This window comes from Streptomyces sp. NPDC051578 (genome assembly GCF_044454045.1).
Classification (GTDB): Bacteria; Actinomycetota; Actinomycetes; order Streptomycetales; family Streptomycetaceae; genus Streptomyces.
In genome coordinates, this window is sequence record NZ_JBITDH010000001.1 from 2,213,913 (window position 1) to 2,238,119 (window position 24,207).

23 protein-coding genes and 1 pseudogene are annotated in these 24,207 nt (G+C 73.6%); 10 read left to right on the top strand and 14 right to left on the bottom strand.

The annotated features are described in order from the left end of the window. Nucleotide 1: 1 nt before the first annotated feature. Both ACIA6C_RS10045 and ACIA6C_RS10050 read right to left on the bottom strand, forming a co-directional pair. Nucleotides 2-334, bottom strand: a complete 333-nt coding sequence (locus tag ACIA6C_RS10045; protein ID WP_399274170.1) for a MazG-like family protein — start codon at nucleotides 332-334, stop codon at nucleotides 2-4. 148 nt (nucleotides 335-482) lie between these two features. Continuing rightward, nucleotides 483-761, bottom strand: a complete 279-nt coding sequence (locus tag ACIA6C_RS10050; protein ID WP_399274172.1) for a hypothetical protein — start codon at nucleotides 759-761, stop codon at nucleotides 483-485. Nucleotides 762-799: 38 nt separating this feature from the next. On the opposite strand from ACIA6C_RS10050, the pseudogene ACIA6C_RS10055 reads away from it, so the two are divergent. Next, nucleotides 800-1,087 (top strand): annotated as a pseudogene (locus tag ACIA6C_RS10055) (glycosyltransferase family 2 protein); the annotation flags it as partial. A gap of 153 nt (nucleotides 1,088-1,240) precedes the next feature. On the opposite strand, the gene ACIA6C_RS10060 reads toward ACIA6C_RS10055, so the two are convergent. Next, nucleotides 1,241-1,765, bottom strand: coding sequence for an EF-hand domain-containing protein (locus ACIA6C_RS10060; protein WP_366083392.1), 525 nt, complete (start codon nucleotides 1,763-1,765; stop codon nucleotides 1,241-1,243). Nucleotides 1,766-2,100: 335 nt separating this feature from the next. Here ACIA6C_RS10060 and ACIA6C_RS10065 point away from each other — a divergent pair, with 335 nt between their 5' ends. Together ACIA6C_RS10065 and ACIA6C_RS10070 are read left to right on the top strand one after the other, a co-directional pair. Then, nucleotides 2,101-2,679, top strand: a complete 579-nt coding sequence (locus ACIA6C_RS10065; RefSeq protein WP_136217034.1) for a sigma-70 family RNA polymerase sigma factor — start codon at nucleotides 2,101-2,103, stop codon at nucleotides 2,677-2,679. After that, complete coding sequence (locus ACIA6C_RS10070) at nucleotides 2,676-3,953, top strand: maleylpyruvate isomerase N-terminal domain-containing protein (RefSeq protein ID WP_399274174.1); 1,278 nt, start codon at nucleotides 2,676-2,678, stop codon at nucleotides 3,951-3,953. The genes ACIA6C_RS10065 and ACIA6C_RS10070 overlap by 4 nt, the downstream gene beginning before the upstream one ends. Nucleotides 3,954-4,534: 581 nt before the next feature. On the opposite strand, the gene purU is transcribed toward ACIA6C_RS10070, so the two are convergent. Together purU and ACIA6C_RS10080 are read right to left on the bottom strand one after the other, a co-directional pair. Further along, nucleotides 4,535-5,413 (bottom strand): formyltetrahydrofolate deformylase, encoded by an 879-nt coding sequence (gene purU, locus ACIA6C_RS10075; protein WP_361134391.1) that lies wholly within the window; start codon nucleotides 5,411-5,413, stop codon nucleotides 4,535-4,537. A 14-nt stretch (nucleotides 5,414-5,427) separates the two neighbouring features. Beyond that, a complete protein-coding gene (locus tag ACIA6C_RS10080; RefSeq protein ID WP_399274556.1) occupies nucleotides 5,428-5,874 on the bottom strand; it encodes a hypothetical protein in 447 nt (148 codons plus the stop codon). 196 nt (nucleotides 5,875-6,070) lie between these two features. Between ACIA6C_RS10080 and ACIA6C_RS10085 the strand changes: the two genes are divergently transcribed. After that, nucleotides 6,071-7,351: an ABC transporter substrate-binding protein gene (locus ACIA6C_RS10085; RefSeq protein WP_399274176.1), complete on the top strand. Its 1,281-nt coding sequence runs from the start codon at nucleotides 6,071-6,073 to the stop codon at nucleotides 7,349-7,351. Nucleotides 7,352-7,369: 18 nt separating this feature from the next. Here the strand turns inward: ACIA6C_RS10085 and ACIA6C_RS10090 are convergent, their stop codons facing one another. Together ACIA6C_RS10090 and ACIA6C_RS10095 are read right to left on the bottom strand one after the other, a co-directional pair. After that, nucleotides 7,370-8,965, bottom strand: coding sequence for a hypothetical protein (locus tag ACIA6C_RS10090; protein ID WP_399274178.1), 1,596 nt, complete (start codon nucleotides 8,963-8,965; stop codon nucleotides 7,370-7,372). A gap of 106 nt (nucleotides 8,966-9,071) precedes the next feature. Continuing rightward, nucleotides 9,072-10,454 (bottom strand): transcriptional regulator, encoded by a 1,383-nt coding sequence (locus ACIA6C_RS10095; protein WP_399274180.1) that lies wholly within the window; start codon nucleotides 10,452-10,454, stop codon nucleotides 9,072-9,074. 214 nt (nucleotides 10,455-10,668) lie between these two features. On the opposite strand from ACIA6C_RS10095, the gene ACIA6C_RS10100 reads away from it, so the two are divergent. The 4 genes from ACIA6C_RS10100 to ACIA6C_RS10115 all read left to right on the top strand — a co-directional run bounded on the left by ACIA6C_RS10100 (nucleotide 10,669) and on the right by ACIA6C_RS10115 (nucleotide 14,294). After that, nucleotides 10,669-11,355, top strand: a complete 687-nt coding sequence (locus tag ACIA6C_RS10100) for a bifunctional DNA primase/polymerase (RefSeq protein WP_399274182.1) — start codon at nucleotides 10,669-10,671, stop codon at nucleotides 11,353-11,355. 191 nt (nucleotides 11,356-11,546) lie between these two features. Further along, nucleotides 11,547-12,380: an ABC transporter ATP-binding protein gene (locus tag ACIA6C_RS10105; RefSeq protein ID WP_399274184.1), complete on the top strand. Its 834-nt coding sequence runs from the start codon at nucleotides 11,547-11,549 to the stop codon at nucleotides 12,378-12,380. After that, nucleotides 12,377-14,023: a transporter gene (locus tag ACIA6C_RS10110; protein WP_399274186.1), complete on the top strand. Its 1,647-nt coding sequence runs from the start codon at nucleotides 12,377-12,379 to the stop codon at nucleotides 14,021-14,023. Before ACIA6C_RS10105 ends, ACIA6C_RS10110 begins: the two co-directional genes overlap by 4 nt. 97 nt (nucleotides 14,024-14,120) lie before the next feature. Beyond that, the gene (locus ACIA6C_RS10115) at nucleotides 14,121-14,294 is read left to right on the top strand and encodes a hypothetical protein (RefSeq protein ID WP_399274188.1); all 174 of its coding nucleotides are present in this window, start codon (nucleotides 14,121-14,123) and stop codon (nucleotides 14,292-14,294) included. Here ACIA6C_RS10115 and sigJ read toward each other — a convergent pair. From sigJ to ACIA6C_RS10130, 3 genes are all read right to left on the bottom strand, one after another. Then, nucleotides 14,291-15,184, bottom strand: a complete 894-nt coding sequence (gene sigJ, locus ACIA6C_RS10120; RefSeq protein WP_399274190.1) for an RNA polymerase sigma factor SigJ — start codon at nucleotides 15,182-15,184, stop codon at nucleotides 14,291-14,293. The genes ACIA6C_RS10115 and sigJ overlap by 4 nt on opposite strands. 99 nt (nucleotides 15,185-15,283) lie before the next feature. After that, a complete protein-coding gene (locus ACIA6C_RS10125; protein WP_399274192.1) occupies nucleotides 15,284-16,183 on the bottom strand; it encodes an alpha/beta fold hydrolase in 900 nt (299 codons plus the stop codon). Between the two features lie 394 nt (nucleotides 16,184-16,577). Then, nucleotides 16,578-17,270: a metal-dependent transcriptional regulator gene (locus ACIA6C_RS10130; protein WP_190182851.1), complete on the bottom strand. Its 693-nt coding sequence runs from the start codon at nucleotides 17,268-17,270 to the stop codon at nucleotides 16,578-16,580. Nucleotides 17,271-17,512: 242 nt separating this feature from the next. Between ACIA6C_RS10130 and ACIA6C_RS10135 the strand changes: the two genes are divergently transcribed. Beyond that, nucleotides 17,513-18,268: an SIS domain-containing protein gene (locus ACIA6C_RS10135; RefSeq protein ID WP_361134435.1), complete on the top strand. Its 756-nt coding sequence runs from the start codon at nucleotides 17,513-17,515 to the stop codon at nucleotides 18,266-18,268. A 157-nt stretch (nucleotides 18,269-18,425) separates the two neighbouring features. On the opposite strand, the gene ACIA6C_RS10140 is transcribed toward ACIA6C_RS10135, so the two are convergent. Then, complete coding sequence (locus ACIA6C_RS10140; RefSeq protein ID WP_399274195.1) at nucleotides 18,426-19,805, bottom strand: PAS domain-containing protein; 1,380 nt, start codon at nucleotides 19,803-19,805, stop codon at nucleotides 18,426-18,428. A 462-nt stretch (nucleotides 19,806-20,267) separates the two neighbouring features. Continuing rightward, nucleotides 20,268-20,930 carry a pyridoxamine 5'-phosphate oxidase gene (gene pdxH, locus ACIA6C_RS10145; RefSeq protein ID WP_399274197.1) on the bottom strand — a complete coding sequence of 221 codons (663 nt, stop codon included), beginning with the start codon at nucleotides 20,928-20,930 and terminating at the stop codon, nucleotides 20,268-20,270. Nucleotides 20,931-21,130: 200 nt separating this feature from the next. Here pdxH and ACIA6C_RS10150 point away from each other — a divergent pair, with 200 nt between their 5' ends. Next, nucleotides 21,131-22,237 carry a citrate synthase 2 gene (locus tag ACIA6C_RS10150; RefSeq protein WP_361134444.1) on the top strand — a complete coding sequence of 369 codons (1,107 nt, stop codon included), beginning with the start codon at nucleotides 21,131-21,133 and terminating at the stop codon, nucleotides 22,235-22,237. A 61-nt stretch (nucleotides 22,238-22,298) separates the two neighbouring features. On the opposite strand, the gene ACIA6C_RS10155 is transcribed toward ACIA6C_RS10150, so the two are convergent. Both ACIA6C_RS10155 and ACIA6C_RS10160 read right to left on the bottom strand, forming a co-directional pair. Further along, complete coding sequence (locus ACIA6C_RS10155) at nucleotides 22,299-22,910, bottom strand: TetR/AcrR family transcriptional regulator (protein WP_399274199.1); 612 nt, start codon at nucleotides 22,908-22,910, stop codon at nucleotides 22,299-22,301. After that, nucleotides 22,898-23,635: an enoyl-CoA hydratase family protein gene (locus ACIA6C_RS10160; RefSeq protein WP_399274201.1), complete on the bottom strand. Its 738-nt coding sequence runs from the start codon at nucleotides 23,633-23,635 to the stop codon at nucleotides 22,898-22,900. Before ACIA6C_RS10160 ends, ACIA6C_RS10155 begins: the two co-directional genes overlap by 13 nt. Between the last annotated feature and the right edge of the window lie 572 nt (nucleotides 23,636-24,207).

Here is a 24,207-nt window from a genome sequence, read left to right on the forward strand (position 1 = left end):
CTCATGCCTCCCGCGCCGCGAAGGTGCGGGCAGTGGTCTTGTGCAGGTGCGCGGCGAACACAGCAGCCGGATCGGGGACGCCGATGCGGTGGAGAGCAACCATCGAGGTCACCATCACGTCGCAGACCTCGGCGACGACGTCGTCCCACGTGTGGGACAGCCCCTTGCGGGGGTTGGTGCCGGTGGCGCCGATGACGGCCTGCGCCGCCTCGCCGAACTCCTCGCCGATCTTCAGCACCTGCAAGACCTTCCGCTGTTCGGCGGGGACGTGCGCGGCCTTCTCGTCGAAGAAGGCCGCGAGCTCGGCGGTGGTGTCCCAGGTCCTCTTGTCCACGGTGGGCTCCCTTCCAGCGGTCATCGGATCGCGGCCCCGACCCGATCAGGCTCGGGCCGGCTGCCCGTCCAACGAGGAGTCCTACCCGACGGTGTGCCCCCCAGCGGTTCCCTCGGGGACGTCATCGTGCGTGAGCGATCGAGGCGCATCAGCGCGCAAAGGTGTACCGACGCCGCCGGACGCTGGTCTCCTCGGTGTGGGGGGCCGTTACCGTGCAGTCGTCCGGCACGGTCCGGATGGCGACGGTCACGCCGCCGGCGATCTGGCAGCGGCGGCCGATGGCAACGCCGGGTCCGATGCTGATGTTGTTGCCGGTCTGGGTGCCGTCCCCGATGACGGCTCCGAACCGTGTCGTCCCCGACCGGTACATACCGCTAGCGGTCCGCATGATCACCTCTCGGTCCGGCTTGCGCATGTCGGCGGTCATGTTGATCGCAGCCACGGTGACGCCGGCGGACAGATGGACTGGTCCTGACCCATCCCCGGACGGCGGCGTCCCGCCACGCCGTCTACTACCGCAACACCGCACGCAACCGCGTCTGGCTGGCGAAACGGCACCTGCCCGCCGTCCTGGTGCCGGTGTACCTCGCCTCGTGGGCGGCGTACACCCTGGCCCAGCGGCCCCCGGCGGCAGGGTTGAAACTGGTGGGCGGGTTCTTCGAGGGAGTGCGGGTGCCCTGCCCGCCACGGCGGCCCATGCGGTGGCGCACGGTGTGGCGCATGACCCGGCTGGGCCGACCGCCCGTGATCTGAGCCCCCCTTGGCCGGCCGCCGGGACGACTGCGGCGGTTGCGGCGGTTGCGGCGGCTGCCACGTACGGCCGGTCGGCCGGGGCCGTGTGGGGCGGTGCCCCTGTCCGGAGAGGTTGTCGGCTCGGCCGACCGGTGGTGGGCCGAGCCGGTGGGGTCAGGCGTCCGGGGCGGCCACGCCGCAGTAGGCGGCGAAGGCCGTGAGGATCTCGTCCTCCGAGATGCGGCCGTCGCCGTCCGCGTCGAGGGCCGTGGCGATCTGGGCCGCCACCTCCGGCGGGGTGCCGAGGACGCGCAGCACGCGGGTCGCCGCCGCCGGGGTGGCGCCGGGCTCGGCGCCGTCCTCTGTCGCCACCGCGATCACCGCGCGCAGGAACGGCCGGGCGATCTCCGCGAAGCGCTCCGGGTTGTCCCGCAGCCGCTTCACCGCGCCCGTCACGAACTCCTCGCGCGACACCCGCTGGTCACCGTCGACGTCCGCGATCCCGGCCATGCCCTGCCAGAACGCCTCGGCGCCGGCGAAGACGGCCTGGCCCTTCTCCGACCGCGCCCGGACGCCGAATTCGGCCAGCACGGCCCGCGCGGCCACGCTGAAATCCTCGCGGTCGATGAAGCCGGACCCGTCCTGGTCGAAGGTGGCGAATCGGGAGGCGATCTTGCGCTCGTACTCTGCGCTGTCCATATTCGGCGTTCCGCCTTCACATGTGCGTGTGGGTGCAGTTGAGGTGCAGTTCAAGACAAGGCAGGAGCGTACGGCCTCGGTGGCCCGCGCGTTAAGCCAAGCCGTCGGGGAGATGGCCGCATCGAACCCGCGCACGGGAAGCGCGGCAGGGCGCGTACTGATGTGCCTATGCGGGCGTCATGTTCCGGCCCGCGGGCCTCACCGGCGCTACTTCGACGACAGGCCCTAGCACGGCCGGCACACTTCCGGGGTGGGCTTTCGGTGAAGACGGGCGCATCCCGCCATGTGCCGACTACATTCGACGGGTCGACACACGGCCGGGGGCTGGGGGCACTATGCCGAAGGACGTACCACCGCGCTGGGACCGCCGCATGCAGCAGCGCCTCGCCCGCGGTGAGGCCGCCGCGCTCGGGGAGCTCTACGACCGCTTCGCCTCGCTCGTGCACAGCCTGGCGCACCGGGTGCTGGGCGACGAGACGGCCGCGGACCGGATCACCCGCGAGGTGTTCGGGTACATCTGGGAGAACCCGGACGCCTACGACCCCAAGCAGGGCTCCCTGCGTTCCTGGGTCGCCCGGATCACCCAGGGCCAGGCGGTGGCCCGGCTGCGCCAGGCCGAACTGGGCCGCGGCTCCCGCGAGGAGCTGGAGCAGAAGGTGCGCAGCGCCAACGCCGCCGCCCGGGCGGACTACATCGTCACCTCCATGCCCGCGCCGCTGCGCTCCGCGCTGGAACTCGCGTACTTCAAGCGGCGCGACTACCGGCAGGCCGCCGCCGACCTCCAGATCAGCGAGGACGAGGCGCGGCGCCGGCTGCGCCTGGGGCTCCAGCTGCTGTCGACCGCCAACGCCCTCCCCCGGGAGGACACCGCCCCGCCCGGATACGGCCCGCCCGGATATGGAACGCCCCGATGACCGGCCCCGCCGAAGACGTGCCCGACGACGGTTACGAGCGGCCCGTGGGCGGTGCGGCGCGGATACCGGGCCCGCGCGGGGCCGCCGACGACCTCGACCCGCTGCCGGACCCCCTGCGGACGCCGCAGCCCGCGCCCGCGCCCGTGTCCGCGCCGCAGGACGCCCCCGAACCGCCGCCCACGCACGCCGTGCTGAAATCCCTGCTCGGGGCGTGGGCGCTGGCCGCCTGCTCCGCCGAGGAGACCCAGGCGGTGGAGGACCACCTCACCGAGTGCGCGCCCTGCGCGGAGGAGGCGCTGCGCCTGCGGGACGCGGTGGGGCTGCTGCACCCCGAGGAGAGCCTCGACCTCAAGCCGCTGCTGCGCTCGCGGGTGCTGGAGGACTGCCTGGGCAAGCGCCCGGCCCGCATCCCCGTCCCGGCGTGGGCGACCCCGTACGACACTGAGACCGCCCGGCTCGACGCGCTGCTGCGGGACTTCGGGGACGCCGAGTGGCACACCCCCGTACGGCTCAAGTGGTTCCAGGAGGAGCGGCGCCGGTCGCGGGACACCACGGTGGCGGGGGTGATCGGCCACCTCCTGACGGTGGACGGGATCGTCGCGACCGCGCTCGGGCTGGACGACCCGCTGGGCGCACAGGCACCGGCCGGCGGTACGACGCGGCGCACCGAGTACTTCTGGGACTCCGAGCGGCACCCGGCCACCCGGCAGGTCCGCGAGCCGTGGCGGGAGCAGGGCCACACCCTGGTCCGTACGGTGTCCTTCGCCGGCCACGGGGTGGCCGAGCTGGCGGTCGACTACGGGAGCTTCGCCCTGCCGCTGGGCGACGCGTTCCTGGAGCGGGCCTTCGAGTGCTGGGTGCACGCGTGGGACATCGCGGAGGCGGTGGACTACCCGTACGAGCCGCCGTCCGGACCGCACCTGCACCGCATGATCGACCTGGCGGCGCGCCTGCTGCCGGCGGCACTGGCCGAACGGCGCCGCGCGGGCCTGGCGGGACCGGCACGCGGCCTGGTCGCGGCGGGCGCCCCGGGGCGGACCCTGCACCTGGAGATCGAGGGTGCGGGCGGCGGCGGTTGGGACATCGCGCTGGACTCCCCTGCGGCGAAACCGTCGTCGGACCACACGGTGGCGGAGATCGCCCTGGACGGACTGGAGTTCTGCCAGCTGGCCGCCGGGCACATCTCCCCGGAGGACGCGGCGGCGGGCCAGCACGGCGACCGCGAGGCGATCCGTGACGTCCTGTTCGCGGCGGCCTCCCTCAGCCGCCTGTAGCGAGGCCGCCTGTAGCGAGGCCGCCTGTAACGAGGCCGCCTGCGGCAAGGCCGTTCGAGGCGCGGCCCCTCGTGGCGCGGCCGCTCGCGGCGAGGTCGCCTGGGGGGAGGCCGCTCGCGGCGAGGCCGTTCGTAGCCGGCGCCGGGGCGGTGATCAGGTCCGTTCCCGGGTACCGGGCGGCGTACGGATCCCGCCCCCCGGTACGCGGGTTCGCCGCCCGCACCGGCGTGCGGTCGGACGTAGCGGACGCCGAGGCCGTTCAGCCACTCCACCAGCCCGGCGACGATCCGCCCGCCGTTGGCCCTGCCCCCGGGCGGCGGGGTCGGTGACCAACCCGTCGACGTGACCGCGGCGCCCGTCCGCCCACACCGGCCCGGGCAGGTGATACGTCACTCCCGCCAGGCGGGGTCGACGCCGGGCCCGTCGAGGGCTACGGCGCGCAGCCGGACCGGTTCGGACCCGTCCTCGGCGGTCGCCGTACGGGGCTGCACGGGAACGGGGTCCTCCACGGGCGGGAAGAGCCTCCCGCAGGAGGGGTCTTCTGCGGGCTCTTCTACGGAAAGGGGCCGCGCCGGTGCGCCTCAGGCGAAGACGACGGTCCGCGTGCCGTTCAGCAGCACGCGGTGTTCGCTGTGCCACTTCACGGCGCGGGCCAGGGCCTGGCACTCCACGTCCCGGCCGATCGCCACCAGCTGTTCCGGGGTCACCTCGTGGCCCACCCGCTCGACCTCCTGCTCGATGATCGGCCCCTCGTCGAGGTCGGCCGTCACGTAGTGCGCGGTCGCACCGATCAGCTTCACGCCCCGCGCATGCGCCTGGTGGTACGGCTTCGCACCCTTGAAGCTCGGCAGGAAGGAGTGGTGGATGTTGATGATCCGCCCGCTCAGCTCCCTGCACAGGGTGTCCGAGAGCACCTGCATGTACCGCGCCAGCACCACCAGCTCGACGTTCTGCGCCCGCACCAGCTCCAGCAGTTCCGCCTCGGCTTCCGCCTTGGTGTCCTTGGTCACCGGGATGTGCACGAACGGGATGTCGTATGAGCCCACCAGCTCCGCGAAGTCGGTGTGGTTGGAGACCACTGCCGCGATCTCCACCGGCAGCGCCCCGATCCGCGAACGGAACAGCAGGTCGTTCAGGCAGTGCCCGAACTTCGACACCATGAGCACGATCCGCATCCGCTCGTCGGAGCGGTGGATCTGCCAGTCCATCTTGAAGGAGTCCCCGATCGCGGCGAAGCTGGCCCGCAGCTTCTCCACGGTGACCGGCGCGTCCGCCTCGAAGTGCACCCGCATGAAGAACAGGCCGGTGTCGCGGTCGCCGAACTGCCGGCTGTCCTCGATGTTGCATCCGGTCATGAACAGGTAGCTGGACACGGCATGCACAATGCCCTTTTTGTCCGGGCAAGAGAGGGTCAGGACGTACTGCTGCGGCTGCGCCTGGCGCTGCGGGTCATCGTTCATGACGGCAAAGCCTTTCACACCGCGCGGGTGAGGATCCTCAGCACTTCGATCGAGCTGGGCGCGGCTTCCGGATCTTCCCCGTCCGCCGTCGCGAGCCGTACGTGCGCCTCGCGCGCCGCGCGCACCGCCTCGGGCCAGGCGTGGTGCTCCAGGTATGCGGACACGGGCGCGTCCGGGCCGACCTGGTGCAGGATGCGCAGCACGCGCAGGACCGCGAGGTCGACGAGGGCCGCCTCGCCGGAGTCGCGGAAGATCGTGCCGACGTACTTCTCCGCCGACCAGCTGTCGAGCCAGGTGTCCTCGACGAGCCGGTACACGGCGTCGGTGACGTCCCCGTACCCTTCGACGCCGGCCTGCCAGACCTCCTCCTGGAACACCGGGTCGGAAAGCATGTGCAGCGCCGAGCGCACGTTGCTGCGCCAGCGCCACCACGGCATGTCGTTGAGGGGCATGCCGCCCATGGTGGAGGAGCGGCCGCCGCGACGGGAAGAGTTCTTCGAACCTTGGGCGAATGTCACGCTTTCGATCGTACGTTCCCCCATGGCGCGATCTTGAAGCACCTGTGTGCGACCCGGCCCCCGCAATTCACCTGTCCGCCACCGAATGTTGTGTACACCTCATGCTCACGTTCCCCGTGGGGCGGAATGGTGCATGGACATGACCGATCGGCGACGCACGACCTCCTTCTCCCGCACCTTCCTGGCCACGGCGATGGGTGCGTGCCTCGTCGCCGGATGCGGGCTGGTCCCCGGGGGCTCGGGGGGCTCCGGGGGCACCATCACCGTGATGACCTTCGCCCCCATCGGAACGCAGGCGACCAACATGCCCGGCATGCCCGGCATGGCCAAGGCGTACGAACGCTGGGTGAACGCCAAGGGCGGCATCAACGGCCGCAAGCTGCGCGTGCTGACCTGCAACGAGAAGAACACCCCGACCGGCGCCGCCGACTGCGCGCGCGAGGCGATCGCCCAGAAGGCCGTCGCGGTCGTCGGCTCGTACAGCCAGCACGGCCGCGCCTTCATGGCACCGCTGGAGGCCGAGGGGATCCCCTTCATCGGCGGATACGGGGTCTCCTCGGAGGAGTTCGAGAGCACCCTCTCCTACCCCGTCAACGGCGGCCAGCCCGTGCTCCTGGCCGGCGCCGGACACCAGCTCGCCAAGACGTGCAGCCAGGTCGCACTGGTCCGTCCCGACACCCTCGCGGGCGACTCGATGCCCGTGCTGCTCGACGCGGGGCTGCGGGCCAACAAGGTGCCGGACGCCGCCGACATCCGGGCGGCGGAGGACGGCGCCGACTACACGGCCGAGGCCCGGGAGGCGCTGACCGACGCCACCGGCCCCGCCGCGAAGGACCGCGGCTGCGTGACGGCGGTGCTCGGCGAGCGCACGGAGACCTTCCTCGACGCCTTCCGCCGGACCGACGAGAAGCGCAGGAAACCGCAGATCGCCTCCGTCCTCGGCAGCGTCAGCCAGGCCCTGGTCGACCGCACCGGCGGCAGGGAGAGCCCCTTCGAGGGCGCGTACCTCACCAGCTGGTACCCGGTGTCCGGCGACCCGCTGTGGGGGCCGATGCGCAAGGTGATCTCCGAACAGGCCTTCGGCGACGACACCGTGGACCCCGACGACAGCGGAACGCAGACCACCTGGATCGCGTACACCGTGCTGAGCGAGATCGTCGGCCGCCTCAAGGCCGACGAGGACGTCACCGCGCGCAGGATAGCCAAGGCCCTCAACCAGACCGCGGGCGTCCAGACCGGCGGCCTCACCCCCGAGCTCAGCTGGCGCGACCAGGACGTACGGGCCGTCGCCGGTTTCCCCCGCATCTCCAACGGGCGGGTCACCTTCCAGGTCGTCCAGCAGGGGCGCCTCGTCGCGCAGCCGGGCGAGGAGTCCCAGGACATGACGCCGACCCTGGAGGCGGCGCCCCGGGCGGCGTAGGCCCGGACGCCCGGACGTCTACAGCTCGGTCTTGTCCCGGCGGGTGAGGCCGTACTTGGCCGCGATCGAGTTCCACATCGTCGCGGCCGACTCCTTGGCCCGCGTCGCCTCACCGCTGGACTTGTTGCCGTCGGCCGCGTGGTCGGTGGACTTGGCCTTGCCGTCCTTGCAGCCGCCCTTGTCGTGGGCCACGTCGTCCGCCCAGCTCGCGTAGCCGCGGTCGGCGGCCGCCGAGGACTTCCAGGCCTTGGTCAGGGCGGCGGCGAGCTTCACGTGGTCCGGGAGCTCGTCCATCTTCAACTCCTGGAGCCGGGTGACCATTTCCTCGCGCTGACGGGCGGCGTCGCGCAGGTCCAGCGCCGCCTGGTCGAGGTTGCGGCAGCTCTTGATGTCGTCGACGGCCTTGATCACCGCCGCCCGGCTCTCGTTGCTGTCCGCGAGCACCTTGTCGAGCTGGACGGCCTGCGGGCGGGCCGGGTCGACCTGGGCGTCGCCGGCCGCGGCGGCCGCGGAGCCGGTCGGGGCGGGGGCCTCGGCGCCCGGGTCGCTGTTGGCGGCCTTGCCCCCGTCGGCGAGCAGCGAGCCGACGCCGAGGCCGGCCACGGCGAGGCCGATGACCGCGGCGGCGATGACCCCGGCCGATACCTTGCGCGGCGGCGCGGGAGGCGGCGGGGGCGGCGCGGGTGCGAACTGCTGCCGGGGCGGTACGGGGTGCCCGGGAGGTCCTACGGGGCCCCGCGGGCGCGGGGCCCGGGGCAGCACGGGCTCCTGGACCGGCGGGAGCTGCTGGGTGTGGCCGGCGGCGCCGTCGTTGCCGCCGTCACCGTTGCCGTCGCTGCGGAACAGGCCGTCGAAGCCCTGCACGGCGGAGTCGGAAGGCGCGGCCGGCACGGGCGGCATGTACTGCGTCGCCGCCTCGTGGTGGCCGGGCCCGGCGGCGACGGGGGCGATGTACTGCGTCGCCGCCTCGTGGTGGGCCGGGACGGGGGCGATGTACTGCGTGGCCGCCTCGTGGTGGGCCGGGACGGGGGCGATGTACTGCGTGGCCGCCTCGTGGTGGCCGGGCCCGGCGGGGACGGGTGCGATGTACTGCGTGGCCGCCTCGTGGTGGGCCGGGCCGTCCGCGACCGGCGGGATGTACTGGGTCGCCGCTTCGTGGTGGCCCGGCACCGGCGGGATGTACTGGGTCGCCGCTTCGACCGGCCCCGGCGTGCCCGGTATGGGCGGGATGTACTGGGTCACCGCCTCCGGCAGCGGCGGGTACCCGTAGCCGTGCGGGTCCCCCGGGCCCTCGAAGCCCGGGCCGACCACGTGCCCCGGCGGCGGGTAGCCGTACCCCGGCTGGGGGGCGTAGCCGGACTGGGGGTCGTACCCGGGCGGGGCCTGCGCCGGGTAACCGTAGGCCGGGCCGCCCTGCGTGCGGGGTTCCTGCCCGCCGTGCGCGCCGGGGCGCTCCGGCTGTCGCGCGCCCTCCGGCTGCGCCCCGTACCCGGGCGCGCCGCTCGGCTGCGCCCCGGACCCGGGATCCTGCGCCCCGTACCCCGGGTCCCGGCCCCACGGCGCGCCGGCCTGCGGGGCGGCCTCGTGGCCGCTCCCCTGTCCGCTCTCCGTCACCGGGAACTCCTTCACCGACTTGCCCGCAACGTACGGAACCGTCGGCCCACGCTACCCGGTCACCGGCCGCCCCCGTCAGTCCCGCCCGGGGCCGCACCCCCCGGCCTCAGGCCACCGCCACCTCCAGCCGGGCCGTGAACTCCCGCACCGCCGCCTCCTCCCGGTAGGGCTCCAGCCGGGTCCGGAAGTCCTCCAGGTACTCCGCCCCGCGCCGGGTCCGCAGCGAGTCCAGCAGATCGGCGGCCTTCACCGCCGTCTGGCAGGCCTGCTCCACCTCCCGCTGCTGGACCCGCGCCGCCGCCAGCAGCAGCAGCCCGATCGCCCGGCGCCGCGCCTTGGTCTCGGGCAGGCCCCGCAGCGCCTCCTCGGCCCGCCTGGCCGCCGCGTCGGCCTGGCCGAGGTCCCGGTGGCAGTGGGCCAGCTCGTCCGCGAGGTAGGCCCGGTCGAAGTGGCGGATCCACACCGGGTCGTCGCCCGACTCCGGCTCCGCCCGCTCCAGCGCGGTCACCGCCCGCCCCGCCAGCACCGCCGTGGCCCGGGCGTCGCCCAGCAGCGCGTGCCCGCGCGCCTCGGCGGCGTAGAACATGGCCTCCACTCTCGGGGTGACCTGCCCGCGCGTGCCCTCCTGGGCGGCCCGGGCCAGCTGCGCGATCTCCCTGGGGTTGCCGAGTTCGGCGGCGAGGTGACTCATGGACGCGGCCAGGACGTAGCCGCCGTACGCGCGGTCGCCGGCCGCCTGCGCCAGCCGGAGCGCCTGGATGTAGTAGCGCTGGGCCAGGCCCGGCTGGCCCGTGTCCACCGCCATGTAGCCGGCCAGTTCCGTCAGCCGGGCCACGGCCGCGAACAGCGCCCGCCCGACCGGTTCGCGGTAGGAGCCGCCGATCAGGCCCGAGACGACGGAGTTGAGGTAGTGCACCACCACCGGGCGCACGTGTCCGCTGCCGAAGCGGTGGTCGAGTTCCTTGAGGGCCTCGGTGGTGGCCCGTACCGCTTCGACGTCGGACATCCCGACGCGCGAGCCGCTGTTGCGGGCCACCTGCGGGTCGGCGCCGGTGATCAGCCAGTCGCGGCTGGGTTCGACGAGGGCAGAAGCGGCCACGCTGGAGCCGGAGAGGAAGTCGCGGCGGCCGACGTCGCTGCGCCACAGCTCGCTGACCTGCTCGATGGCGCCGATGACGGTCGGGGAGAACTGCAGGCCGACGCCGGAGGCGAGGTTCTTGCCGTTGGCCATGCCGATCTCGTCGATGGTGACGGTCCGGCCGAGTTTGCGCCCGATCGCCTCGGCGATGATGCCCGGCGCCCGGCCGCGCGGCTGCTGGCCGCGCAGCCAGCGGGCGACGGAAGTCTTGTCGTAGCGGAGATCGAGGCCGTGCTCGGCCCCGCACATGTTCACCCGCCGGGCGAGCCCGGCATTGGAGCACCCGGCTTCCTGGATGAGCGCCTGCAGCCGTTCGTTCGGCTGGCGGGCGAGGAGAGGCCTGGCTGCCATGAAAACCCCCTGAAGCCGCGGGAGAGCGATGGAATGATCACTTCCCGCCTGATGTGCGGAGAATCTTCCTCTCTGCGTGGTGTCGCTACCCACGGACCGCGCCCCGGGCTCCTACGCGCCCCCACGCATGCTTCCGTGCGCCCCATTTGCAGGATCGATGCTCCGCCCACGGGCCGGTTTACGCCCGTAACCCCCGGTGGGTGCGGGAGTTGTGATGGGCGTGGAAGAGACCATCGGAGTCACGGAGACCGCACCCATCCCCAAGCAGCGCGGCGAGCAGCTGCTGGACCATGCCGTGCGGTACGCGGAAGAACGGCACTGGGATGTCTTCGCGGGCACCTGGCTGGAGGCCGGGGACGGCCGGGAGGTGTGCTCCTGCGGGGACCCGGACTGTACGGCGCCCGGCGCGCACCCGGCGGTGAAGGACTGGGCGGCGCTGGCCACGGGCAGCGCGGTGCAGGTGCGCCGGATCTGGGCGAAGCAGCCGCGCGCCTCCATCCTGCTGCCGACGGGCCGGACCTTCGATGCCATCGACGTGCCGTCGGCCGCCGGGATCCACGCCGTGGCGCGGCTGGAGCGGATGCAGCGCACCCTCGGCCCGGTCACCCTCACCCCGGACCACCGGATGCTGTTCTTCGTCCTGCCCGGAGCCGGGGCGAAGGTGCCGGACCTCGTGCGGAAGCTCGGCTGGTCGGCGCCCGCGATCGACATGATCGCGCGGGGCGAGGGCGAGTACGTCGCCGCGCCGCCCACCCGTATCGGCGGCCGGGGGCCGGTGCAGTGGGCGCGCAAGCCCACTCCGGCGAACCGGTGGCTGCCGGACACGGAGGAGCTGATCGACGCGCTCGCCTACGCGTGCGGCAGCCAGGCGGCCGCGGCCCGCGCCGGGCAGACGGCCTGAGCGGACGGCGTACCGGGCGCACGGCCTGAGCGGACGGTGACCGGCGTCGGGCCCACCCCACGGCGACCGGACGCACGGCGTGCCGGTTCACGCCGCCTTGAGTTCATGACATAAGTAACTGCTGCCGACTCGTTCTCTCCTCCTATGGTGAGGAAAGTAGGACCACGGGGATGTGAACGAGAGGCAGGCGCATGCCGGACCAGGGTGATGCGACGACGGGCAGGACGGACGGTTCGGCGGGTGGCGTGCGATCCGCGCCGCCCTCCGCCGTGCGGATAGAGGGGCTGTGGAAGCGGTTCGGCGAGCAAGTGGCCGTGGCCGGCATCGACCTGGAGATCCCGGCGGGCCGGTTCATCGGGCTCGTCGGACCGAACGGCGCGGGCAAGACCACCACGCTGTCGATGGTGACCGGGCTGCTGCGCCCCGACATGGGGCGGGTGTTCGTCGCCGGACACGACGTCTGGGCCGACCCGGTCGAGGTGAAGTCGCGGATCGGCGTCCTGCCGGAGGGGCTGCGGCTCTTCGAACGGCTCTCCGGGCGGGAACTGCTCGGCTACATGGGCCGGCTGCGCGGACTGCCGGGCGAGGAGACGGACAAGCGGGCGACGCAGCTGCTGGACGTACTGGACCTCGCGGGCTCGCAGCACAAGCTGGTCGTGGACTACTCGACGGGCATGCGCAAGAAGATCGGCCTGGCCGCCGCGCTGCTGCACAATCCGGAAGTCCTGTTCCTGGACGAGCCGTTCGAGGGCGTCGACCCGGTGTCCGCGCAGACCATCCGCGGAGTGCTGGAACGTTACACCGCGTCCGGTGCCACCGTCGTGTTCTCCTCCCACGTGATGGAGCTCGTCGAGTCGCTGTGCGACTGGGTGGCCGTCATGGCCGGAGGCCACATCCGCGCCGCGGGCCCGCTGGCCGACGTACGGGGTGACGCGCCCTCCCTGCAGAACGCGTTCTTGGAGCTCGTCGGAGCGCAGGACCGGGCCGCGGGCGACTCCCTGGACTGGCTGGGCGGCGGCCGATGAGCGCCCCGGTCACCGCCGCCGCCCCGGCGGCATCCGCCACCGCCACCGCGGCCCCCTCGCTGACGCCGCTCTTCGTCCGCCTCAAGCTGTCGCTGCTCAAGAACGGGCTGAAAGGCTCCTCGAAGCGCAAGGCGGCCTGGTTCGGCACCCTCGCGCTGGCGCTGGTGGTGGGCTTCTTCGTCACGCTGGGGCTGGCCCTGCTGCACGGCCACGCGCACGCGGGGACGGTCGTCGTGATCCTCGCGGCGATCCTGGCGCTGGCCTGGAGCTTCATGCCGCTGTTCTTCCCGAGCGGCGACGAGACCCTCGACCCGAGCCGGCTGGTGATGCTGCCGCTGCGCCCGCGTCCGCTCGTACGGGCCCTGCTGGCGTCCTCGCTGGTGGGCATCGGGCCCCTGTTCACGCTCTGCCTGGCCGTCGGCTCGGTGGTGGCGGTCGCGCGGGACGCCGCCGGGGCCGTGTTCGCCGTCCTCGCCGTTCCGCTGCTGCTGCTGTCCTACGTGAGCCTCGCGCGGGCGGTGGCCACCGCCAACGTAAGGCTGCTGTCCAGCCGCAAGGGGCGCGACCTCGCGCTGCTCAGCGGCCTGCTGATCGCGATCGGCGCCCAGGTGGCGAACTTCGCCAGTCAGCGCCTGTTCCAGCCGGGCGGACTGGCCCACCTGGAGCCGGCGGAGGCGGTGGTGCGCTGGCTGCCGCCCGCGTCGGCGGTGGGCATGGTGGACTCCGCGAGCAAGGGCGACTACGCGGCCGCCGGGGCCCAGCTGGTGATCACCCTCGCCGCCCTGGCGGGGCTCGTGTGGTTCTGGGAACGCAGCCTGACCAAGCTGATGGTGACCCCGGACGGCTCGACCCTCGCGGCCGCCGCGCCCCGCGCGGACCGCGACTCGGGCACGGGCTTGTGGGCCCTGCTGCCCGCCGGCCGGACGGGCGCCGTGATGCAGCGCACCCTGCGGTACGTGCTGCGCGACCCGAAGACGAAGTCGGCCTGGGTGACGGCGCTGGCCGTGGGCCTGATCGTGCCGGTGTTCAACGCCCTCCAGGGGACCGGCTCGCTCTACCTCGCCTGCTTCGGCTCGGGCATGCTCGGCATCCAGATGTACAACCAGTTCGGGCAGGACACCTCCGCGTTCTGGATGGTCGCGCAGACCTTGTCGAGCCCGCGCGACGTCTTCGTGGAGATGCGGGCCCGCGCCGCGGCGCTGGCCCTGGTCACCGTCCCGTACACGGTCCTGGTCACGGCGGTCACCGCCGGGCTGGTCGGCAACTGGGCCTACTTCCCCACGGCCCTGGGCCTGGCGCTGGCCCTGCTGGGCGCGATGCTGTGCACGGGCGCGCTGGCCTCGGTCCGCTTCCCGTACTCGATCCCCACCGACGGCGCGTTCAAGAACGTGGCGCCGGGCCAGGGCGGGCTCGCCTGGCTGAGCATCTTCGGCGGCATGCTCGCCTCGGCGGTGATCTGCGCCCCGGTGGTCACGGCGACGGTCTACTTCGCCACCACCCCGGAGCAGCGGTCCCTCGCCTGGACGGTCCTCCCGCTGGGCATCGTCTGGGCCGCCCTGGCGGCCTGGGCGGGCCTGCGCCTGGCGGCCCCCGTGGCGGCCCGCCGCATCCCCGAGATCCTGGCGGCGGTCAGCAAGGGCTGACGGCCCGGAGCCCGGCCACGCGACATCCCGGTGGGGACGCCGCGGGCCGGGCTCTTCCGTGCCCCGATCAGACGGTGGGGCGGCGTCGACTGCTGCGGTGGCCGCAGGCGGGGCCTGGCGAAGGCCCGGAGGCCTGACGGACGAGGCGATCGCCAAGCGGCTGGCGGTCTCTTCGCGCACCGCCCGCCGGCTGGCCATCGTCCGGGCCCTGGCGTCCGGCCCTGGCGTCCAGTGCCTGGACACCGGGACGTTCCGGGCGGACAGGTTCTAGGAATCGGCCTCGATGCCGGCCAGGTCGAGGGAGACGAGGCGGTCGGGGTCCCCGATGGAGTCGATGCTGACGATCAGGCCGTCGGTGACGGTGAAGGCCATGACCGACATCGGGCGGCCGTTCGCGGAGACGACCACGCCCGCGGCGCCGTTGATCAGCGCCGGGTGGACGAAGGGCGACAGACCGCTGAACATGAGCGCCTGACCGGCCACGGTCCGGGCGCCGTTGATGACGACCATGCGGCCGGGGCGCGCCGCGCCGCCGTCGGAGCGCAGGACGATGTCGGGGTGCAGCACCGAGACCAGCGCCTCGAAGTCCCCGTCGCGGGCCGCCGCGAAGAACGCGTCGACCACCCGCCGCTGCGCGCCGAGGTCGGGGTCCGGGGCCGGGGCCCGGCCCTGCACCCGGCGCCGGGCGCGGCTCGCCAACTGCCGTACGGCGGCCGGAGACTTCTCCAGCATCGGGGCGATCTCGTCGAAGGGCACGGCGAACATGTCGTGCAGCACGAACGCGAGCCGCTCGGCCGGCGACAGCGACTCCAGCACCACCATCAGCGCCAGCCCGACCGAGTCGGCCAGCATCGCCTGCTGCTCGGGATCGGTCACCGCCTCACGGCTGACGACGGGATCGGGCATGAAGCCGGTCTCCAGCGGGTCCTCGCGCCGGGTCGCACGCGAGCGCAGGGTGTCCAGGCACAGCCGCGACACCACGGTCGTCAGCCACCCGCCGAGGTTCTCCACCGCGCCGGCGTCACTGCGGCCGAGCCGCAGCCAGGCCTCCTGCACGGCGTCCTCGGTTTCGCCGAGGGAGCCCAGCATGCGGTAGGCCACGGCTTTGAGGTGCGCGCGGTGCTCCTCGAACCGGCCGGCCAGCAGTTCGTGTTCGTCCACGTCTCGCATTCCCTCTCCACCACGCCCCGCCCGCGGGAGCCACGTCTACGCATCCTCGGTCCTGGCGCGCGCGGTCCAAAGGCGGTATCGGCCGGTCCGTCAGGAAGCGGCCCTGACTCCGTCGAGGAAGGGCTCCAGGACCGCCCGCCAGGCGGCCGGCTGGTCGTAGTGCAGGTAGTGGCCGGCATCGGGGATCTCCGCGTACCGCCCGGCGGGGAGGACGCGGACCATCTCCTGGGCTTCGGCGCGGCCCAGTTCGCCGTCGAGCCCGCGCACGACCAGCGTGGGGCAGCGGACCTGGGCCAGCTCCTCCCAGTGCGCGTCGTGGACCCACGTCTCACGGGCCGTCAGCATCTGGCGGCGGGAGAAGAGGGGGCGCCAGCCGTCCTCGGCCTGGTGCATGACCTCGGCGAAGAACGCGCCGCGGCCCGGATCGGGGCGGTCCACCCGGGGGTCGTCCTCGCCGAACCAGCGGCGGGCCGCGTCCTGGGTGGGGAACGGCAGCGGCCAGCGGCGGAACCAGTCCTCCCATTCCCGCTGCGAGGCCTCACCGAGCGCGGAGGCCCGCATGTCGCAGATGACCAGGGCCTCCACCAGCTCCGGTCGGCGGGCCGCGAGCTGCCAGGCGGTGAGGGCGCCCATGGAGTGGCCGATCAGGGTGACGGGGGCCAGACCGAGCTGCTCGACGGCGGCCTCGGCATCGGCGACGAAGGCCTCGCGACCGAAGGCGGCCGGGGCCTGGGGGCCGGCCGGCGGGCGGCCGCTCTGGCCGTGCCCGCGCTGGTCCAGGGCCACGACCCGGCGGTGCTCGGCGAGCCAGCGAGCGGTGCCGGCCCAGTGCAGGGCGCGGCCCATCAGGCCGTGGAGTAACAGGACCGAGGGCCGCTCGGGTTCCTCGGGCAGACGGGGTCCGCCACGGGTCTCGCGGCCCGGTGCGAGGAACTCCCAGGCGGCCAGGCGTACGCCGTCGGCCCCTGTGACATCGATGCGCTGTACCACCGCAGATGCACCCCCTTCGATCCCCGCCAGGGTATCGAACCCGTATTCGAAAATGGCGCTCGCGCCGACAACACCGCTCTTTCGAGTGACCTTGCTCAAGGATTGGCCACCGCTGCCGATGGAGATCCTTTCCACAGGGAGGCGGGCCGCTCGGGGAAGACGGTCCGAAGGGGATGACCTTGAGAGCTCGGGGCTCCAGGTCAGTCAGGGGAGGACCGGTCCCGGCGCCGCAAGGCGCCGGGACCGCTTGTCCGGCTCCGGCCGCCCGGCGGTATCCCGCCCCGGCCGGCGCCCCGACTCCACCGGCGCCCTCCGCGCCGCCCTCCGCGTCGTCAGCGCCCTCCGTGCCCTCAGCGCCGTCAACACCTCCGCACGGGCAGCGCCCTCCGCACGGTCAGCGCTTCGCGACGAACACGTGCGAGGCGATCTCCGCACCCAGCTCCGCGGCCTCGCCGCCGCTGCCGACCAGCACCCCACCCGGGGACTCCGTCACGCTCACCACCGACCCGGGCTGCACCCCGGCCCGCCGCAGCGTGTACATCAGCTGGGCGTCCGTCTGGATCGGCTCGCCGATCCGGCGCACCACCACGGTCTTGCCCTCGGTGCCCGGGTCCAGCTCCGAGAGGCTGACCATGCCGGCCTCCAGGAACGGGTCCGCCTCGGCCTTCTCACCCAGCTCTTCCAGCCCCGGGATCGGGTTCCCGTACGGCGACTCCGTCGGGTGGCGCAGCAGCTCCAGTACCCGCCGCTCCACCGCCTCGCTCATCACGTGCTCCCAGCGGCAGGCCTCGGCGTGCACCTGCTCCCACTCCAGGCCGATGACGTCGACCAGCAGGCACTCGGCCAGCCGGTGCTTGCGCATCACGCGCGTCGCCAGCCGCCGCCCCTCCTCGGTCAGCTCCAGATGCCGGTCGCTGGCCACGGCCACCAGGCCGTCGCGTTCCATCCGGGCGACCGTCTGGCTCACCGTCGGGCCGCTCTGATCGAGCCGCTCGGCGATCCGGGCTCGCATGGGGACCACGCCTTCCTCTTCCAGTTCGAGGATGGTGCGGAGGTACATCTCCGTCGTGTCGATCAGTCCGGACATTCGTGCCCCTCGGATTGCGTGCGCTGGCCCTGCCCCCAATTCTGACGCATCGGGCCGACAACCGTCCCGTGCCGAACGTCAAGGCCGGTGCGGGACGTCCGCCGGGGCCCCTCCCACCCCCGCGGGCGCCGCGTCGCCCGGATTGACGTTCGTATTGACACGCCCTTGGTCCAGACCGCACGGTGAGCGGCGGACACCGACGCACCCCACCCGCACCCCACCCCTGGAAGGGCCTTCGGCGTATGAGCGAGAGCAAGCTGGCCGGGCAGTTCTTCGACGCCGCCATCGGTCTGCTGGAGCGGGTGCGGGACGAGGAGGCCGGGCCGATCGGCGCGGCCGGGACGGTGATCGCCGACGCCGTCGCCGACGGCAAGCGGCTCTTCGCCTTCGGCGCCGGGCACTCCTCGCTGCCCGCCCAGGACGTGGTCTACCGGGCCGGCGGACTGGCCCTGATGAACTTCCTCGCCGTACCCGGCACCGCGGGCATCGACGTCATGCCGGCCACGCTCGGAAGCGCCCTGGAGCGCGTCGACGGCCTCGCCGCGGCCGTTCTGGACAGCAGCCCGGCCGCCGAGGGCGACGTCCTCGTGATCATCTCCCTCTCCGGGCGCAACGCCCTGCCGGTCGAGATGGCCGTGAACGCCCGCGCGATCGGCCTCAAGGTCATCGGCGTGACCTCCGTGGCGTACGCGACCGGGACCCGCTCCCGGCACGCGTCGGGCACCTTCCTCAAGGACCACTGCGACATCGTCCTCGACAGCAAGATCGCGGTCGGCGACGCCGAGCTGAGCCTCGACGGCATCGACGCACCCTTCGCACCCGCCTCCACCGTCGTGACCAGCGCGATCATGCAGGCCGTGATGGCGGCGGCGGCCGGCGAACTGGCCGCGCGCGGGCTGCAGCCGCCGCTGCTGCGCTCGGGCAACGTCGACGGCGGCCACGAGTGGAACGGCCGCGTCATGCAGGAGTACGGCGACCGGATCTTCTTCCGCCACTAGGTCGTCTCTTCCCGACTTCGCCGGTCGAGCCCGCTTCGGCCGGTGCCGCGCATCGCAAGGCGGAGAGGCCGCCGCGTACGGGACGTACTCGGCGCCCCGCCGACGCGGCGGGGCGCGGTGCCGGGCGGCGCGGGTCAAGATCCGGGGGAAGGACGACTCAGGCCCGGTCCGGGTGGGGCGCCGTGCGGCGGGCGAGGTCCAGGTCCGCCGCCACCCGGGCGGCCACCTCCTCCGCGTACAGGGCGTCCGCGCGCTCGAACGCCGAGCGCGACGGGCCCCGCAGGAACGTCAGCGCCCCCAGGGTCCGGCCCCGGCTGCGCAGCACCGTGCACAGCGCGTGCGCCGCGTCCGCGGGCCAGTGCCGGGCCCGCGCCCACGCCTCGGGCGGCTCCCCCGCCGGGACGCTGGCCCGCACCGGGCCGATCCGGTCGAGGGCCTGCAACGCCGGGTGCATGCCCGCGTACCGGACCGGGATCGCGCCCGGCGCCGGCAGCAGCAGGGTCTGCCCCGACGGCGACACCGCCGAGCGGACGAGCCGTCTGCGGCGTCCCGGCACGGCGGGGTCGGGCCTCGCGTCCGCCGGGCCGTCGAGGGCGTCGGGAACGTCCAGCACGTCCACCAGCGCGTGCTCCGCGAAGCCGGCCAGGGCGAAGTCCAGCCGTACGGCGGCGGCCTCCGCCGGGTCCTCGCACTCGGCGGCTGCCCGTCCCGCCCGGTAGAGCTGGTTGGACCGGAACCGCAGCTGCCCGGTCTCCAGCTCGGCCTGCCTGGCCTCCGTGACGTCCTGGAACAGCCAGCCGACCCCGAGCGGCACCGGCAGCTCCGCCAGCGGCGAGGCCAGCCGCAGGAATCCGGAGCGCCAGCACCGCCTCCGCACCCCTTCCGGCGTACGGACCGACACCCACAGCTCCATCGGCGCCGGCGGGACCCCCTCCGCCAGCACGTGCTGGAGCGCGCCCTCCAGCTCCTCCACGCCCTGCGCCAGCAGTTCCCCGAGCGGCCGCCCCAGCAGGGCGGTGCGGCCGGATCCGAAGGCGCGGGCGGCGTGGAGGTTCACGACCGCCGGGCGTAAGTCGACATCGACCAGGACGACCCCCCAGGAGGCGTCCTCCAGCAGCGCCTCGCTCAGGGCGATGGACCGCTCCAGGTCGATCTGCGCGTGCACCTCGCTGAACGCGCAGTAGACGCCGGCGGGCTTGCCGTCCGCGCCGGGCACCCCGGCGGACTGGGTCCGTACGAGGACCCTGCCGCCGTCCTTCGTCAGCAGCGCGAACTCGTGGACGTGCCGGCCGGGCGAGTCCTGGGCGGACATCAGCCGGTCCTCCACGTCGTGCGCGTCGGCCGCGCGCACCGCCCACCCGGCGAACCCGCGCCGGCCGACGGCCTCGGCGGCGGTCCAGCCGAGGATCCGCTCGGCTTCGCGGTTCCAGTGGGTGATCACGCCGTCGGCGTCGAACGCGCACAGCGCCGCGTCCATCCCGTCCAGCAGCGCTGCGAGCAGATCGTCGGCGGTCTCGTTACGTCCGGAAACACTCACCTGGCACCCCCTGCAGGTGTTCGCGTATGCGGCACGTCAGATCATTGAACTGGAACGTGACGCAGCCCACACCCCCTTCCCGGAATCGTCCCGTTTTTTCCCTTCCGGCCGCCCCGGTGAAGTCGTCTCCATAAATGCCTTGAGCGACTCGGGACGGGCTCGTAGGCTCTGCCGTACACGAGAAGGGAGGTGGTTCCCGAAATGTACGGAAACCGGACGCGTGAGGTGGCTGCGGGCTAAAGCGCCCGTCGTCGCACGCACCCAGTGCGGTGCCCGGCGGGAACGCCAGGCGCCAATCCCAAGCAGTCACCCGACCCGCGGGCTCGCCGGTACGTCCGGCCGGCTCCTCTCACTGCAGGAGAGGATCCCGAGCCCGCGGGTCGTCTGCATTTCCCGGACCTCCCGGATCCCCCGGCGCTCCCGGCCTTCCCGGATCCCCCGGCCCTCCCTGCCGCACGAGCGCTACGGGCAGAGCCGCTCCACCCGCCACCGCCCGCCCTCGCGGACGTAGCGCAGCCGGTCGTGCAGCCGGTTCTCGTGGCCCTGCCAGAACTCCACCGCAGCGGGCACCACCCGCAGGCCGCCCCACTCCGGCGGCACCGGCACCTGCTCGCCCTCCGGGTAGCGCTCCGCCAGCTCCGCGTACCGCCGGTCCAGCTCCGCGCGGGAGCCGATCACCTGGGACTGCGCACTCGCCCACGCCCCGAGCTGCGAACCGTGGGGTCGCGAGCGGAAGTACGCGGCGGTCTCGTCGCGGCCGATCCGGGCGGCCGTACCCGTCACGATCACCTGGCGGGCGATGGGGTGCCAGGGGAACAGCAGCGACACGTACGGGTTCTCGGCGATCTCGACACCCTTGCGGGAGGCGTAGTTCGTGAAGAAGACGAAGCCCCGCTCGTCGAACTGCTTGAGCAGCACCGTGCGGGAGCTTGGCCGCCCGTCGGCGGTCGCGGTCGAGACGACCATCGCGTTGGGTTCGAAGAGGTGCGACGCGGCGGTCTGCCGGAACCACAGCGCGAACTGCTGCATCGGGTCCTCGGCGAGGCTCTGCTCGTCGACGATCTCGGAGCGGTAGTGCTTGCGCATGGTGGCGGGATCAAGGTCCTGGTGTGTCACGCGGGCCATCCTGCCGCAGTACGACCGCCAGGGGTGTGCCGTATGTCACGCTTCCGCAGGCGATGCGGAACGGACAAAATCTTGGGGCCGGTCCGAGGGTCCCCGCACGGATGACCATCGGCCGTGCCGGGCATCAACGGGGATGACCGCGCCGGACCGCGAATCACGCCGGGAACCGCGCGTGTTCGCACTATCTGAGGAGCCGCCTGATGTCCGACTTCGTACCCGGGCTCGAAGGGGTCGTCGCGTTCGAGACGGAGATCGCCGAGCCCGACAAGGAGGGCGGGTCCCTCCGCTACCGGGGGGTGGACATCGAAGACCTGGTCGGCCACGTCTCCTTCGGGAACGTGTGGGGCCTGCTGGTCGACGGTGCCTTCAACCCCGGCCTGCCGGCCGCCGAGCCCTTCCCGATCCCGGTGCACTCCGGTGACATCCGGGTCGACGTGCAGTCCGCGCTGGCGATGCTGGCCCCCGTGTGGGGTCTGAAACCGCTCCTCGACATCGACGAGCGGACGGCGCGGGACGACCTGGCGCGGGCGGCCGTGATGGCGCTGTCCTACGTCGCCCAGTCGGCCCGCGGCCAGGGTCTGCCGATGGTGCCGCAGAAGGAGATCGACAAGGCCGAGTCCGTCGTCGAACGGTTCATGATCCGCTGGCGGGGCGAGCCGGACCCCCGGCACGTCAAGGCCGTCGACGCGTACTGGACCTCCGCCGCCGAGCACGGCATGAACGCCTCCACCTTCACCGCCCGGGTGATCGCCTCCACCGGCGCCGACGTGGCGGCGGCGCTCTCGGGCGCCGTCGGCGCGATGTCCGGGCCGCTGCACGGCGGGGCGCCGTCCCGGGTCCTCGGCATGATCGAGGAGATCGAGCGGACCGGCGACGCCGTGGCGTACGTGAAGAAGGCCCTGGACAAGGGCGAGCGGCTGATGGGCTTCGGACACCGGGTCTACCGGGCCGAGGACCCGCGCGCCCGCGTCCTGCGGCGCACCGCCAAGGAGCTGGACGCGCCGCGCTACGAGGTCGCCGCCGCGCTGGAGAAGGCGGCGCTCGAGGAGCTGCACGCGCGCCGTCCCGACCGGGTCCTCGCGACGAACGTGGAGTTCTGGGCAGCGATCATGCTGGACTTCGCGGAGGTCCCGGCGCACATGTTCACCTCGATGTTCAGCTGCGCCCGCACGGCGGGCTGGTCGGCGCACATCCTGGAGCAGAAGCGCACGGGCCGCCTGGTGCGCCCGTCGGCCCGCTACATCGGCCCGGGCCGGCGCGACCCGCGCGACATCCAGGGGTACGCGGACATCGCCGAGACGGCCTGACCCACCACTCGCACTGCGCCGCAGGCGCCGCACCCCGGACGGGGGCGGCGCCTGCGCGCGTTCAGGCTCCGAGTGCGGCGTCCAGGATGCGGGCCCACTGGGTGACGACGCGGGCCCGGCGGGCCGTGTCGTCGGACAGGACGTTGGCCAGACCCAGGCCGCGGGCCATGTCCAGGAGACCCTGCACGGTCTCCCGTACGCCCGGCACCGACTCGTCCGCGCCGAGCAGTTCGACGGCGATGCGGTGGGTCTCGCGGCCGACGCGGGCTTCGAGTCCGCTGACGTGCGGGCGCAGCTGTTCCTCGTTGGAGGCGGCCACCCAGAGTTGGAGGGCGGCCCGGAAGAGCGTGCCGGTGTACAGGTCGACCAGCGCCTCCACGACGGCCGCGCGGGGGGCCGGGCCCGCGTGGAACAGCTCGCGCAGGGCGGTGGAGCGTTCCTCGGCGACGTGCTCGACGGCGGCCGTGAACAGCTTCTCGCGGGTCGGGAAGTGGTGCTGGGCCGCGCCACGGGAGACCCCGGCCCGTTCGGCGACGACGGCGACGGTGGAGCCCGCCCAGCCGTGTTCGGCGAGGCAGGAGACGGCGGCCTCCAGGAGGTGGCGGCGGGTGACGCGGCTGCGGGCCTGCTTGGGGCCGGCCGCCGCCGTGCCGTGGCCGGTCATCGCGCCCATGACGGGTCCCGGCGTTCGAAGCGGGCGGTGATGCCCTCGCGGGCCTCTTCGGAGGCGAAGTGGCGGGCCGACAGCTCGGTCAGGGCGGCTCCGTCCTCGGCGAGCGCGGCCCGGACGGGTGCGGTCAGCAGCCGTTTCGTCGCGGCGAGGGCCTCGGGGCCGGCTTTGCGCAGGCCCGCGAGGACGGGGGCGAGCACGTCGTCGACGTCCTCGCCGTGCAGGGTGAGGAGGCCGATCCGGGCCGCCTCCGCGGCGTCGAAGGCCTCGGCGGTCAGGAAGTACCGGGCCGCGGCGCGGGGGTCGAGGCGCGGCAGCAGCGGTGCGGAGATGACGGCCGGTACGACGCCCAGGTGGGTCTCGGTGAAGGCGTACGTGGACTGCGGCCCGGCGGCGGCGATGTCGCAGGCGCCGAGCAGCCCGAGGCCACCGGCCCGTACGTGTCCGGTGACCCGGGCCACGACGGGCGTGGGCAGCTCCGCGATCTCCCGGAGCAGGGCCAGGAAGTCGGCCGGGTCGCAGGGGGACTTGAGGTCGGCGCCGGAGCAGAAGGTGGTGCCGGTGTGGGTGAGGACGACGGCCCGGGCCGCCGGATCCGCGCCGGCCCCGGCGAGGGCCGCGCGCAGCTCGCCGACGAGACCGGCGGAGAGCGCGTTGCGGTTGGCCGGGGAGTCGAGGGTGAGCGTGGTGATACCGGCCGCCTGGGCGGCGTGCACGAGTGGGGCCATGTCTCCTCCGGAGCTCTGCGCAGGTCGGGGAACCTCCCCGCTGGGGAGGGTATGCGCCCCCGTTCCCCCCGCCCAAAGCCCCCTTCGAAGCGGGGGCCCGGCGGACGGGCCGGATGTGCCCGGACGCTCGGCCGGGGGTTCTGCCTTGCGAGCGGGTCGGCCGTGCCGGGCGGGGGCTTGACGGTTGAACGTGCCCGGGCGGGGGCTTGACGGTTGAACGTGCCCGGGCGGGGGCTTGACGGCTGAACGTGCCCGGGCGGGGGCTTGACGGCTGAACGTGCCCGGGCGGGGCGCAGCCGGGTTTGGCGTCTCCTCGCGACTCGCGGCCGCGCGGCGGCCACCCCGCCGGGGTCGGTAAGCCTTCCGCCCCGCCGGCGCGCCGCAACCTGACCGCGCAACGCGCCGAAGGGCGCCGCGCTTTGGCCCGCCCGACGCACCCTGCGAGCCACGCGGAGGGCGTCTCCACCCGTAGCCCGCCGACACAGTCGGGCGGGTCGGCGGACGCCCCGGCCCGGCAGGCCTCGACCGCGCCGTGGGGCGCCTCCCATGCCCCGCCACCGCCGTCGGCGAGG

Excerpts from the sequence above, each read along its gene's own strand:
- ACIA6C_RS10050 (WP_399274172.1), bottom strand. The coding sequence starts at position 761 with ATGACCGCCGACATGCGCAAGCCGGACCGAGAGGTGATCATGCGGACC.
- ACIA6C_RS10060 (WP_366083392.1), bottom strand. The coding sequence starts at position 1,765 with ATGGACAGCGCAGAGTACGAGCGCAAGATCGCCTCCCGATTCGCCACC.
- ACIA6C_RS10065 (WP_136217034.1), top strand. The coding sequence starts at position 2,101 with ATGCCGAAGGACGTACCACCGCGCTGGGACCGCCGCATGCAGCAGCGC.
- ACIA6C_RS10070 (WP_399274174.1), top strand. The coding sequence starts at position 2,676 with ATGACCGGCCCCGCCGAAGACGTGCCCGACGACGGTTACGAGCGGCCC.
- purU (WP_361134391.1), bottom strand. The coding sequence starts at position 5,413 with ATGAACGATGACCCGCAGCGCCAGGCGCAGCCGCAGCAGTACGTCCTG.
- ACIA6C_RS10080 (WP_399274556.1), bottom strand. The coding sequence starts at position 5,874 with ATGGGCGGCATGCCCCTCAACGACATGCCGTGGTGGCGCTGGCGCAGC.
- ACIA6C_RS10085 (WP_399274176.1), top strand. The coding sequence starts at position 6,071 with ATGACCGATCGGCGACGCACGACCTCCTTCTCCCGCACCTTCCTGGCC.
- ACIA6C_RS10095 (WP_399274180.1), bottom strand. The coding sequence starts at position 10,454 with ATGGCAGCCAGGCCTCTCCTCGCCCGCCAGCCGAACGAACGGCTGCAG.
- ACIA6C_RS10100 (WP_399274182.1), top strand. The coding sequence starts at position 10,669 with ATGGGCGTGGAAGAGACCATCGGAGTCACGGAGACCGCACCCATCCCC.
- ACIA6C_RS10105 (WP_399274184.1), top strand. The coding sequence starts at position 11,547 with ATGCCGGACCAGGGTGATGCGACGACGGGCAGGACGGACGGTTCGGCG.
- ACIA6C_RS10110 (WP_399274186.1), top strand. The coding sequence starts at position 12,377 with ATGAGCGCCCCGGTCACCGCCGCCGCCCCGGCGGCATCCGCCACCGCC.
- ACIA6C_RS10130 (WP_190182851.1), bottom strand. The coding sequence starts at position 17,270 with ATGTCCGGACTGATCGACACGACGGAGATGTACCTCCGCACCATCCTC.
- ACIA6C_RS10135 (WP_361134435.1), top strand. The coding sequence starts at position 17,513 with ATGAGCGAGAGCAAGCTGGCCGGGCAGTTCTTCGACGCCGCCATCGGT.
- pdxH (WP_399274197.1), bottom strand. The coding sequence starts at position 20,930 with ATGGCCCGCGTGACACACCAGGACCTTGATCCCGCCACCATGCGCAAG.
- ACIA6C_RS10150 (WP_361134444.1), top strand. The coding sequence starts at position 21,131 with ATGTCCGACTTCGTACCCGGGCTCGAAGGGGTCGTCGCGTTCGAGACG.
- ACIA6C_RS10155 (WP_399274199.1), bottom strand. The coding sequence starts at position 22,910 with ATGGGCGCGATGACCGGCCACGGCACGGCGGCGGCCGGCCCCAAGCAG.
- ACIA6C_RS10160 (WP_399274201.1), bottom strand. The coding sequence starts at position 23,635 with ATGGCCCCACTCGTGCACGCCGCCCAGGCGGCCGGTATCACCACGCTC.